The 12,997-nt window shown below is 33.3% G+C and carries 9 protein-coding genes and 2 pseudogenes; 1 reads left to right on the plus strand and 10 read right to left on the minus strand.

Translation table 11 applies throughout. From position 1 onward, the window contains the following. The first annotated feature begins 25 nt into the window (after positions 1-25). Positions 26-2,673: pseudogene (locus IGB25_RS02060) on the plus strand (valine--tRNA ligase). Between the two features lie 41 nt (positions 2,674-2,714). On the opposite strand, the gene IGB25_RS02065 reads toward IGB25_RS02060, so the two are convergent. The 10 genes and pseudogenes from IGB25_RS02065 to IGB25_RS02115 form a co-directional block, all read right to left on the minus strand. Beyond that, positions 2,715-3,449 (minus strand): copper resistance protein NlpE N-terminal domain-containing protein, encoded by a 735-nt coding sequence (locus IGB25_RS02065; protein ID WP_211065956.1) that lies wholly within the window; start codon positions 3,447-3,449, stop codon positions 2,715-2,717. Positions 3,450-3,847: 398 nt separating this feature from the next. Continuing rightward, positions 3,848-4,660 (minus strand): sugar nucleotide-binding protein, encoded by an 813-nt coding sequence (locus IGB25_RS02075; RefSeq protein ID WP_371815929.1) that lies wholly within the window; start codon positions 4,658-4,660, stop codon positions 3,848-3,850. Positions 4,661-4,894: 234 nt separating this feature from the next. Beyond that, positions 4,895-5,314: pseudogene (locus IGB25_RS02080) on the minus strand (transposase); the annotation flags it as partial. 224 nt (positions 5,315-5,538) lie between these two features. Next, complete coding sequence (gene gcvT / locus IGB25_RS02085) at positions 5,539-6,621, minus strand: glycine cleavage system aminomethyltransferase GcvT (RefSeq protein ID WP_211065958.1); 1,083 nt, start codon at positions 6,619-6,621, stop codon at positions 5,539-5,541. Between the two features lie 112 nt (positions 6,622-6,733). After that, complete coding sequence (locus tag IGB25_RS02090) at positions 6,734-6,919, minus strand: DUF2892 domain-containing protein (RefSeq protein ID WP_211065959.1); 186 nt, start codon at positions 6,917-6,919, stop codon at positions 6,734-6,736. A gap of 20 nt (positions 6,920-6,939) precedes the next feature. Next, a complete protein-coding gene (locus IGB25_RS02095) occupies positions 6,940-7,245 on the minus strand; it encodes a hypothetical protein (protein ID WP_211065960.1) in 306 nt (101 codons plus the stop codon). A 32-nt stretch (positions 7,246-7,277) separates the two neighbouring features. After that, positions 7,278-10,472 carry an efflux RND transporter permease subunit gene (locus IGB25_RS02100; protein WP_211065961.1) on the minus strand — a complete coding sequence of 1,065 codons (3,195 nt, stop codon included), beginning with the start codon at positions 10,470-10,472 and terminating at the stop codon, positions 7,278-7,280. 15 nt (positions 10,473-10,487) lie between these two features. Continuing rightward, entirely contained in the window at positions 10,488-11,567 is a 1,080-nt protein-coding gene (locus tag IGB25_RS02105; RefSeq protein ID WP_211065962.1) for an efflux RND transporter periplasmic adaptor subunit, read from the minus strand. 6 nt (positions 11,568-11,573) lie between these two features. After that, a complete protein-coding gene (locus IGB25_RS02110; RefSeq protein ID WP_211065963.1) occupies positions 11,574-12,722 on the minus strand; it encodes a TolC family protein in 1,149 nt (382 codons plus the stop codon). Further along, entirely contained in the window at positions 12,682-12,888 is a 207-nt protein-coding gene (locus IGB25_RS02115; protein ID WP_211065964.1) for a hypothetical protein, read from the minus strand. The genes IGB25_RS02110 and IGB25_RS02115 overlap by 41 nt, the downstream gene beginning before the upstream one ends. Positions 12,889-12,997 lie beyond the last annotated feature (109 nt).

A 12,997-nucleotide genomic window follows, 5' to 3' on the forward strand; every position in this document is an offset into this window, starting at 1 on the left:
TTTTTGTCGCTTAAATAAATAATTTATGGCAATAGCATCGTCTTACCAACCTCATGAAGTAGAGCAAAAGTGGTATAAATATTGGATGGAAAACAATTTTTTTCATTCAGAAATCAATGAGAAACCTTCTTATACCATTGTTATTCCGCCACCAAATGTTACTGGTGTTTTGCACATGGGGCATATGCTCAACAATACCATTCAAGATGTTTTGATAAGACGAGCCAGACTCAAAGGTTATAACGCTTGTTGGGTGCCAGGAACCGATCACGCTTCTATTGCTACAGAAGCTAAAGTGGTTGCAAAACTCAAAACAGAAGGCATCCAAAAATCAGATTTGTCTCGTGATGAATTTTTGAAGCACGCTTGGGATTGGACGCAAAACTATGGTGGTCAAATATTATCTCAGCTCAAACGCCTCGGGGCTTCTTGTGATTGGGATCGCCTTAAATTTACGATGGATGATGATATGTATGAGTCTGTCATTCAGGTTTTTATTGATTTGTATAAAAAAGGCTTGGTTTACAAAGGTCATCGAATGGTAAATTGGGATCCCGAAGCCAAAACCACGCTTTCTGACGAAGAAGTTATCTATGAAGAACAACAGGGGTTATTGTATTATGTTCAATATCCAATAGTTGATAGTGATGAAGTTTTGCAAATTGCGACAACCCGACCAGAAACTATTTTTGGCGATACGGCCATTTGCATCAATCCAAACGACAAACGCTTTACTCATCTTAAAGGAAAAAAAGCTATTGTGCCAATTGTTAACCGCGAAATTCCAATCATTTTTGATGAATATGTCGATATGGAATTTGGAACAAGTTGCTTAAAAATAACGCCAGCTCATGATGAAAATGATAAAGCTATTGGAGAAAGACATCAATTGGAAATTATAGATGTTTTTAATGATGATGCAACTTTAAATGCAAATGCCTTAGATTATCAAGGTCAAGATAGATTTGAAGCTAGAAAAACTTTTGCAAAGGCTTTAAAAGAAGAGGGTTTTTTAATTAAAACTGAAAATTATACCAATAAAATAGGTCTATCAGAACGCACCAAAGCCGTTATTGAACCTAAGTTGTCAGAACAATGGTTTTTAAAAATGAAGGATTTAGCACAACCTGCTCTTGATGCTGTGATGAAAGATGAAACGGTCAAACTGTTTCCTTCTAAATTTAAAAACACCTATAAACATTGGCTTGAAAATGTGAGAGATTGGAATATCTCCCGTCAACTTTGGTGGGGTCACCAAATACCAGCCTATTATCTTAAAACATCCAACGGTGTTGACCGAACAAAATTTGTGGTTGCTAAAAATATTGAAGATGCTGTAAAACTCGCTCAAGACAAATTTGATAATTCATCAATTTCAAAAGAAGATTTGATTCAAGATGAAGATAGTTTAGATACTTGGTTTTCGTCTTGGCTTTGACCAATGTCAGTTTTTGACGGTATAAGACATCCCAATAATGAAGAATTCAAATATTACTATCCAACCAAAGATTTAGTTACTGGTCCAGATATTTTGTTCTTTTGGGTAGCACGAATGATTATGGCAGGTTACGAATTTGCAAATCAAAAACCTTTTGACAATGTCTATCTAACGGGTTTGGTTAGAGACAAACAAGGTCGAAAGATGTCAAAATCTTTAGGAAATTCACCCGATGCTATTGGTTTAATCGATGATTTTGGTGCCGATGGGGTTCGCGTAGGACTGTTATTGAGTAGTCCGCTGGCAATGATTTACTTTTTGACGAAGCACTTTGCCAACAGGGAAAATCTTTTGCCAATAAAATTTGGAATGCCTACCGTTTAATTGAATCTTGGGAAGTCGATGAAAACATAAATCAACCTGATGCGACTAAGATTGGGCTTGATTGGTATTCAAACAAATTTCAAGAATGTCTTCACGAAATTGAAGATCATTACTCAAAATATAGAATTTCAGACGTGTTGATGAGTTGTTACAAGTTGGTTTGGAATGACTTCTGTTCATGGCTTTTAGAAATATTAAAACCTGCTTATCAGCAACCTGTTGATGCTAAAACAAAAGCTACTTGCATTCAATTTTTTGAAGATAATCTTAAACTTTTGCATCCATTCATGCCTTTTATCACAGAAGAACTATGGCAAAACATCAAAACACGCCAAGCTGATGAAGCTTTGATTGTTTCTCAATGACCAGAACAAAAACCTTTTGATAAGGATATCATCAAAAACTTTGATTTAACTGCAGAAGTTATCACACAGGTTCGATCCATTAGAAAGTCAAAAAATATACCTTTTAAAACTTCAATCGATTTAAAAATAGAAAACAAAGAGAACTTTTCAGCAGAATTTGATTGCGTAATCGAGAAATTAGGACATATTGACAATTTGAGTTACGTCAATGAACAACAGGATGGAGCTTTGAGTTTTAGTGTAAAATCTAATGTTTATTACATACCAGTAGAAGGTTCAATAGATATTGAAGCGGAAAAAGAAAAACTTCAAAAAGATTTAGACTATTATCAAGGTTTCCTGAAATCAGTTGATAAAAAATTGTCTAACAAACGTTTTGTAGATAATGCACCTGAACAAGTGGTAGCTAAAGAAAAACAAAAACAAGCTGATGCCATAGCTAAAATTGAAACTTTAAAAGAAAGTCTTGAAAATTTGAAAGGCTAAAATTATATAACAGATATTATAATCAATTATTAAATTGAATTTTAGAATTTTATAAATGTCAATTTTTTGTTTTGACTATCATCAAAAAATTGAAGTGTATCTTCATAAAATTTATATTGTTTTACGTTTTGAATAGCTTGACTTAAAGCTTGTTCAATTGCCATATTTTCACAAGCCATCAAAGTGCTTCGCATTTGTGAAATATCAATAAAATTGTTTTCACTCAAACTATATCTTCCACTCAATCTGTTGCAACCACCTGAGCCAACTACAAGACTGTCTTGAATTTTAAATATCAAGTGAGCTTCGTTTTGTAAAGTTGTTACATCAATAGGTTTGCCATCAATCTCTATGAGCTTCCAATAGGTTTCAAGCCATTGATTTTTTGAAGATAATTTGTTTAAAATAAAGCGTTCTTCAAGGTTTCCAGAAATTCTTTCACCTTTTTGGTCTAAGACGAAAAGCTTATTTTCACCTACTTGATAAGCCTTTTTTTTACTGCTGTCTAAGTATATTTTACTGCCATTATCATTCCATTTAAATTGACCTTTTGTCAAATAAACGCTATCATTTTTACTCAAATATTTCATTGATTTTGTGTAACTCAAATCTTGATTTAATGTGATTTGAGTTTCTATTCCAATACAATCTGCACAAGGTAAAATACCTTTGTAGGTGCCATTCCAGTCTAAAGCATTTCTGCTGTTGTCTGCTATGGGTAAATTTTTGTCAACTGGTTTGGCTTGATCTGTTGATTTAGGATTGTTGCACGACAATAAACACAGATTGACCAGGCATAGAAATAAGTAAACTTTTCTCATTATCGCAAAAGATTAATAGCTTTAGGTTAAGATTTAACAAATTTAGCCTATTTTAAATAGATTAGACAAACAAATATAAAAATAGATTATAGAAAGATTTGAAATCAACTATCGATACTCAGGATTTTGAAAACTCCAGCGTTTACCACTGTCCCAATCTTTTCTTGAATTACCATAAGTTGGATAACCGTCATTATCTTTTAGGCTAAAAAGGCAATGCACAATCCTAACCTTTCAACGGTTTTAAATAGTTGGATTGTAGTCACACTATTTATAACAAATCCAAAATCTATAATTTTAAATTCTGAATTTCTGAGAAAACCCTAAATAAAGTCAAACAAAACCCCTTTAACTTACATTATTTTAGAAGTATTGATAACGTCTTGAATAGAAATTTGATAATTTTCTGGCAATTTGTTGTGTTTGGGTAAAAGTGCTAAATATCGATCTTGATTAGATTGATAATTATTTCTAAATATAGGGTTCTCTATGGCGTTGATTTCACAAATATCTTCAATCAAATCTTTATGATGTATCAAATCAGAAGAGCCTAAATGAAAAACACCTTGCAAATTTTGATTGATGATATAATGGGTCTGTTGACATATTTTCTTGTCGGTTGTGGCGTTGATAATCACTTTTGGAAACACATCAATAGCTTCATTTAAATCATATAATTTTAAAATTTCTTGAAGTCTTGGCGATGTTTTTCCAAAAACCATGGGCAACCTTAGAATGTTATAATAAGCATTAGGCAAACGCAATAATGCATTTTCAATTTTAATCAAAAACCGACCGTAAATGCTACCTGAAAGGGTTTTGTCGTATTCGTAAGATGGATAATTGGTAAAGGCATCAAACACATTAGACGTTGATATAAACATCAATTTTTTATGGTGTCTCACTACATAACTGATCATTTCTTGATAAGCTTCAACTTGAGCAGAGAAAGCACCTTTAAAACTCGTCAGGATAATATCGGGCTTTACTGCATTTAGAATAGGAGAGATGCTTTCACTTTCAACATTCCACTGATAATATCTCCGATTGGAGTCGTAGCTTTTTTGTGATGTAAAATAGGTTCCAAAAACATCAAAATAAGGATTGAGCTCTTTAAAAAGTGCCTGACCCAAAAATCCGCTTGCTCCAATAATTAGTATTCTCAAAATAAGGGTTTTGGATTTTTAAATGTTGAAAACTTATTTGAATTAGACATTTTTATCATATTGTAATAAAATACAAATATTTATGTTTAATCTTATTATTTTTTAAAATTGTTTAGAGGTGTTAACTTAGTTACTTATTTTTATTTGTTGATAATCAATATGTTGACTTCTCACCATTCTGTTAATTAGATTGTCAAATATAGTTTGCTTATGTATTGACCTATTCAAACGATAGCTGTATTCATCCACATAGACTGTTCCTTCCATAGGGTGTGATTCACTGCTCTTCATAGCTTTACGCACTTTATGCATAAAAAGCCATGCGGTGGGACGACTTACTGAATATCGCTTTGCAATTTGTGATGCAGATATACTTTTAGTGGTTGCACTCATCTCAAAAGCAATCCCAAAAGCTTTTCTAACACCAAACTTTACTTTGTGAAATAATGTATTTGCAGTAGGACTTTCAATGTGATGACAACGATTACAGTCCCTGGCAAAATTAGCTTTCCTTACAGTAAACTTATCATGATTACATTTTGAACATTTATATCCATCTTTCCATTTTATCATAGATAGATATTCAAGACAATCTAAGTCAGTTTTGTACTTTTCAAAAAAATCAATAATACTTTCTCCTTTAAACTTATCCATAAATTAAATTTTATGCTTTAAATATAAGTAATTATCTTTACACCTCAAAATTGTTTTAGGTTCGAGCGAAGTCGAGAACAATAACATCTTGATTCCGCTCGATGCTAAAACATCTGAACAAGTCCAACTTGAGTTGGTCTCGTTCCTATCGAAGTTTTGGTATTGTTTTCATATCAATAAACAAAAAAAAACTTGACCCGAGGTTAAAGTTATAAATATCAAACTTATTTTTTGTAAAACGGCAATTTTACAACTTTAGCACGCACTTGCTTTTTTCTGATTTGAATAAAAATCTTTTGGTCAACCTGATGAAATCCTGTTTTGACATAACCCAATCCAATAGCTTTATTTAAGCTCGGAGATTGTGTGCCAGAAGTAACATAACCAATAGGATTATTATCGGTATCAAGAATAGGATAGTCTTTTCGTGGAATGCCTTTGTCAAGCAATTCAAAAGCGATGAGTTTGCGCTCGACACCTTCTTCTTTTTGTTTTAAAAGATTATCTTTATTGATAAAATCAGTGTTGAATTTTGTAATCCAACCTAATTTAGCTTCAAGTGGTGAAGTGGTTTCATCAATATCATTGCCATAGAGACAAAAGCCCATTTCAAGTCTTAAAGTATCACGTGCAGCCAAACCGATGGGTTTAATGCCATAATCCTTTCCAGCGTCTAAAACTTTGTCCCAAACTTGTTCAGCATTTTCGTTTTTGACATACAATTCAAATCCACCGTCGCCTGTATAACCCGTAGCTGAAATTATGACATCGTCGGCTCCTGCGAATTTAGCTTCTGTGAAATGATAAAATTTAATGGCTGATAAATCAACATCGGTTAGTGCTTGCATGGCTTCAATAGCTTTTGGGCCTTGGACGGCAAGAAGACTGTAATCTTCACTGGCATTTCTCAGTTTGGCGTCAAACGTATTATGGGTGTTTATCCATTTCCAATCTTTATCAATGTTAGATGCATTGACGACAAGGAGAAATTTTTCAGCATTAAATCGGTATATAATTAAATCATCTACGATGCCATTTTTTTCATTTGGCAAACAAGTGTATTGGGCTTGACCATCAACGAGTTTAGAGACATCATTACTGGTGATATATTGTAACAAATCTTGAGTTTCAGGACCTTCTACAAAAAATTCACCCATATGAGAGACATCAAAAACACCAAGATGATTTCTGACGTTTTGGTGTTCAGCATTGACGCCTTCATAACTGACTGGCATTTCATAACCTGCAAAAGGCACCATTTTGGCACCTAAATCAACGTGTTTTTGATATAAAGCTGTTTTGTGCATAATATGTAATTTGGAGCACAAAAATAAGGAGAATATCAAGATAAGCTATGCTTTAGCACTTAATTTATGTATAAGATTAAGGCTAACAACTTTTATTGAAAAGAGGCAAAACTTATTGCTTTACCCCAAGCTTCTTTAAGATATCTTCAAGTAAACACCATTTGGTTAGTGACGATTGCAATAAATTAGCACCGACAAATGCGGTAAACCACAACCAGTTGATGTTGACGTAAACAGCTAATAATAAACTGATTAACACAAAACTTCCAGCAATACCTCTTACCATTCTATTTCTCATAATTATTTATTTTTAAAAGTTTATATAAATTTTTCTATAGGACAAACCACAGCCCTAATTGGATTATTGGTTTCTATATTTTGATTGTATTCCTCTATGAGTTGAAACAAAGTTTCAATATTTTTATTTTCTGTAAATGAAAAAAACATAACTGATTCACTCGCTCCCTTAATACTAGGAAACCAACTTGATGTTGCTAAAATCTGATTATTATTTTTAAATCCTTCAATTTCAGAACCACTATAACTTTCAATATTAGCTTTTTTAAAAAGCTTGTATATATCTTTTTGATAACTTTCAACAGCTGTAAGAATTACTAATTTCATTTTTGTAATTTTAAAAGGTGTTTATTTTTAATTTAATTATTTGTTTTATTTTTTTCTATGATGTAATAAATCAAAGGAATAACAATAAGTGTCAATACCGTTGAAGCAATTGAACCACCCATAAGTGAAATTGCCAAACCTTGAAATATTGGGTCAAAGAGAATAACAAAAGCCCCAATGACTACCGTTCCTGCGGTCAACAATATCGGTGTTGTTCTTACCGCACCAGATTGTAAAATAGCTTCTTTGAGTGGCATTCCTTCTTTTTGTTTTAGGTTGACAAAATCAATTAAAAGGACAGAATTTCTAACCATAATTCCTGATAGAGCAATCATTCCAATAAATGAAGTTGCTGTAAAAAATGCCCCCAAAATCCAATGCCCTAAAATGATGCCCACTAAAGATAATGGGATGGCAATCATCATCACTATTGGTGCTCTAAAACTTTGAAACCAACCAACGATGAGCATGTAAATGATGATAATGACCCCTAAGAAAGCCATACCTAAATCTCCAAAGACTTCTAAGGTGATTTGCCATTCGCCATCCCATTTTACTGTAAAATCATCGGTGTTTTCAGGAAAACCTATAAATAATTCGTTAACATTGTAGCCTTTTGGCATATCAATAGCTTTGAGCTTGTCTTCCATACCGAGAATGGCATAAACTGGGCTTTCAAGTTTGCCCGCCATATCTGCAGTAACATAAACTACACGGCGTTGATTTTTTCTATTGATACTTTTTTCAATGGTTTTTTTAACGGGTTTAACAAAATCTGAAATTGGATAAGCTATTCCATTTTGAGCAACCACAGGCACATTCAAAACTTTATCAATACTACTTTTACTTGCATCAGAAAGTTTAATAGAAATACTTGTTGGTAAATTGGCATTTTCTTCATAAAGTCTTGCAACGGGTTGATCTTGCATCAAAATATTCAAATTTTGAATAATTTGAGTTTGTTGAATACCTTTGAGTTGGGCTTTTTCTTTATCAATTATCAAATCATATTCTGTTTGTGGAGCTTCTACTTGCCAATCAATATCAACAACATCTTGAGTTTTATTTAAAATAGTTTTGATACTATCCGCCAGTTGAATTTGTTTTTGATAATCTGGACCATAAACTTCAGCAACTATCGTTGACAAAACAGGTGATTCAGGTGGCACTTCTACAATTTTGATTTGTGCACCAAACTGGTCGGCAATGGCTTTTACGCCAGCTCTAAAATCTTTGGCAATGTCGTGACTTTGAATTGAACGGTCGTTTTTATCGGTTATATTGACTTGTATATCAGATAGATATTTGTTTTGTCTTAGGTCGTAATGTCTGACAAGACCATTAAATGTGATAGGCGATGCTGTGCCAACATAAGATTGATAATTGACCACTTCAGGTCGTTGCCTTACGTATTGGGCAATTTCTTGCGTAACGGCGTTGGTTTGTTCTAATGTGCTACCTTCGGGTAAGTCAATGACAATTTGAAATTCATTTTTATTGTCAAAGGGCAACATTTTGACAACAACGGAATTGGTAAAAAACAAAATAAAAGATGCAAATAAGAGAATGAAAATGATGGCTAAAAATCCCCAGCGTTTGGCTTTACTCTCTAATAATGGTAGCTGTATTTTTTTATAAAACTTATAGATTTTAGAATCTGTAATATCCTTAGGTTTTTCATCTTCAGAAGTTTTTTTGGTTTTCTTTAAAAAAATAAACCCAAGATATGGCACTATGGTCAAAGCAACAAACAAGGATAAAATCATAGCAATTGAAGCACCAATAGGCATCGGACTCATATAAGGCCCCATTAATCCGCTAACAAAAGCCATTGGCAAAACCGACGCAATTACCGTAAGTGTTGCTAAAATGGTGGGATTGCCTACTTCGTTAATAGCATAAATCGTCGCTTTTTTAAAAGGCAGTTGTTTCATTTTAAAATGCCGGTGCATATTTTCAGCGATGATAATAGAGTCGTCAACCACAATACCCGTAACAAAAATTAAGGCAAAAAGCGTGATTCGGTTGAGCGTATAGTCTAAAAGATAATAGCTTAGCAAAGTTAAGGCGAAAGTTACAGGAACCGATAAAAACACTACCAAACCACCACGCCAGCCCATCGCCAACATCACGATAATGGTTACTGCTATGATGGCACCTAACAAGTGTAAAAGCAATCCTGAGACTTTTTGTGATGCGGTTTTACCATAATTCCGAGTAACTTCAACTTGTATGTTATCTGGAATAAATTCTGCTTTATATTGAGCGATGTTGGCTTCTATTTGTTCTGCTAATTGCATAGCATCTGCACCTTTTCGTTTTGCAATAGATAAACTCACAGCAGGATATTCTGAAGGATAATTTTTCTGTTGTGCTGAAGCGACTCCATATCCAAAAGAAACATAATTTTGTGGTGTAGAAGCCGCATATTTTATCTCTGCAACTTGATGTAAATAAATCGGTTGCTGTCCATTTTGACCCACGATTAATTTTTGAATGTCTTTAATCGAATTAAAAAATTGACCGGTTTTAAGCCTGATACTTTGATTTGCATTGGTCAAATCACCAGTAAATTGGCTTTGGTGATTAGCTTGTAGCAAATTTTGAATTTGAGAAACATTGAGTTTATAGAAGTCGAGCTTTGCAGGATTGATAATAATATCAATTTGCTCACGACGACCGCCAATATCATCAACGATTGAAATATCTTCAATGGTTTCAATTTCATCTTTAAGCGTAAGTGCCACTTTTTTCATTTGCGTGTCATCAACTTCATCGCTCCAAAGGGTTAAATTCATAATTGGCACATCATCAATTGAGCGGGTTTTGACTAATGGTGGCGTAACACCTGCAGGCATTTTGACCATATTTTTCATCAGTTCGTTGTAAAGTTTTACATACGAACGCTCAATGTCTTCACCCACATAAAACTGAACGATAAGCATCGCTTGTCCACGCATAGAAGTAGAGTGAACATATTTTACACCTGTAACATTTGAAACAATTTTTTCTAAAGGCTTGACTACACGCGATTCAACTTCAGATGGACTGGCTCCTGGATAACCTACAAAAATATCAGCCATTGGCACATCGATTTGTGGCTCTTCCTCTCGTGGAATCAAAAACGAGCTGTAAACCCCGATGACCATAAAAACAATCATCAGTAAGATTGTGATTTTTGAGTCTAAAAATGCTTTGGCTATATTTCCTGCAAATCCTTTTTTCACGATAGTTTTGTTTTGTTATTCTTTAATTTTTACTCCGTTATACAATCTGCCATCGGCATCGATAATGATTTTGTCATTAGCAGAAAGACCAGATAAAACCTCGATAGTTTCTTCATCTGCACTTCCAGTTTTTATCCATCTTAATAAAGCTGTATCACTTTTTCCAACAACGTAAACGCCTTGTAATCCATTTTTTTGAACGATAGCAAAACGTGGAATACGAATTGACGCATTTTCATATTGAGAGTTAGTTTGTGGTGCTTTTACAGATATATTTGCATACATACCAGCTAATGCCTTTTCTGGCTTTTCAGTAAAAATGCTTTTTACAAAGTATTGACTGTTTGAACTTTCTGATGAGTTACTGACTTCAGTGATTTTTCCTGAATAAACTTTACCAATACTCGGTATTTCAATCTGAACGTTTTGCCCTTTTTTGATACTATTGATTTGAGATTCACTCACTGTAGATTTCACTTCAAGTTGATTTGATGATGATAGTGTTAACAAAGGCATTCCTGGCATAGCCATATCTCCAACTTGAATCAACTTTTGACTAATTTTACCAGAAAATGGTGCTTTTATACTGGTGTAACTCATCATAGATTGCACTTGATTGAGTTGTTGCTTGGCGGACTCTAAACCAGATTGAGCGGATTGGAATTTTAACTCTACTTGTTCAAACTCACTGTCGGATACACTTTTAGATTGTCTTAATCTTTCAAAACGTTTTAGGTTTTTTTGTGCTAAGTCAAATTGTTTTTGAGCTTGATTAACTGCAGCTTGAGCTTGTTTTTTTTGTGCATTGAGCTCTTCGCTGTCAATTTGAATGAGTTTTTGGTTTTTCTGAACCTCATCTCCAACATTGACAAAAATATTTTTCACATAGCCCGCTTGCCGTGTTTTTAAAGTTGACATTTGTTCTGCGCTAAGCATACCACTAAAACTCAAGTCAGAATCATTTGAAGATTCTACACTTATGGTTTTAACTTGTATAGCTTCAGTTTCATTTTGACCTGAATTAGAATTTTGATTTCCACAGGCATAAAAACTTATTGCCACAAAACTTAATATGATATAAGAAAGTGATTTCATAGGGTTTTACTTTTCAGTTAAAAATTGATAGTATAAAAGGTTATAATTATAATTAAAGACCGATTGAAGGTAAGTCAATTGCATATTGGCATATTTTGTTTCAGCAGTTAAAACATCTGTGGTTTTTTCTAAACCTTCTTCGTAGCGGTTTTTAAGGATACGATAAGCTTCTTTAGATTGTTCTACAGCAATTTTTTGACTATTCATATTTTGCTCAGAAACTTCAATATTTCTGATGCTTTGCTTGACGTCATTTTGTTTTTGTTGTAAATAGTTTTGTTGTTCTAATTTGACCTTTTCAGCTTCAGCTTTGGTTTTTTGAAGCTTGGCGATTCTGCTATAACCTTTAAATAAATCCCATTTGAGCTCCGCACCAAAAAAATAGTTATCACTTGATGTGCCAAAAATTTGATCATCAAAAAACTGCAATTGTCCAAACGCATTCAGTTGTGGTAGAAAACTATATTTTTGAGCGTCATGTAGTTTAGAAAAAGACTGTGCTTTAAGTTCAAAAGCTTTGATATCTGAAGTGTTTTCAAGATTGGTAGTTTTTATTGTAGAACCAGTCCATAAATCAATAACTTCAAGCGAATCAATTGGTTTTAAAGTTGCTTCAGACTCATCTTGTATCAATTGCTTTATTTCATCTGAAAGATTTTGGATTTGATTTTGGACTTTTATATGTTGAGTTTCAACTTCAGAAAGTCTAATTTGGGCGACCAAAAAATCTGCTTTTTGAATCAGCCCTTCATTATAAAAATTTTGTGTTTGATCTTTGTTGATACGTGCTGTTTTTAAGGCTTTTTTGATGACTTTTTCAGAATCGTAAGCCAATTGCAATTGCATATAAAGGGTCTGAGATTTTAAAATCAAAGCCGATGTTGCATAACTATTTTGAAACTCCTGAGCTTTGTGTGCATATTTTAAAGCTTTGCGTTGAATGAGTTTGTCGATATTTAAAACAGGCTGAGCAATTTCAAAAGTGGTTGTAAAATTTGATAAGGCATCGGGATTGTTTAAGGCGTTGATATCAAAATCACTTTGATTAAAAATACCTTGATTGAGTTTAGAGCTAAAAGCCATAACAGGATTGTTGGTTCTAATTCCTTGGTGGCTAAATGAAATCTGAGGTAAAATGGCAAAGATTAGTTTCACGGTATTGAGCTTGAGCGATATCAAGACTTTCAGCATTTATTTTAATAGACAAGTTTTTGGACTGAATTGCTGAGGTCAAGCTATCCATAGAAATGGCTTTATAATCTTGAGCCCAAGTTATTTGGAAGAATATTACACTCATTATGCCAAACCAAACTGCTTTCATAATATGAATTTTGCTACAAAAATAGATGATTGGTTCAATTCTATCAGTAACCTATGTTACCCAAAAAAATTATTCAACACTTTTTCTAAAATATGATGATAGTCATTTT

Origin of the sequence: Flavobacterium sp. CS20 (assembly GCF_018080005.1) — a bacterium.
Classification (GTDB): domain Bacteria; phylum Bacteroidota; class Bacteroidia; order Flavobacteriales; family Flavobacteriaceae; genus Psychroflexus.

Bases quoted from the DNA above. Each gene is read 5' to 3' on its own strand.
- gcvT (WP_211065958.1), bottom strand. From the start codon at position 6,621: ATGCACAAAACAGCTTTATATCAAAAACACGTTGATTTAGGTGCCAAA.
- IGB25_RS02090 (WP_211065959.1), bottom strand. From the start codon at position 6,919: ATGAGAAATAGAATGGTAAGAGGTATTGCTGGAAGTTTTGTGTTAATC.
- IGB25_RS02095 (WP_211065960.1), bottom strand. From the start codon at position 7,245: ATGAAATTAGTAATTCTTACAGCTGTTGAAAGTTATCAAAAAGATATA.
- IGB25_RS02105 (WP_211065962.1), bottom strand. From the start codon at position 11,567: ATGAAATCACTTTCTTATATCATATTAAGTTTTGTGGCAATAAGTTTT.
- IGB25_RS02115 (WP_211065964.1), bottom strand. From the start codon at position 12,888: ATGAAAGCAGTTTGGTTTGGCATAATGAGTGTAATATTCTTCCAAATA.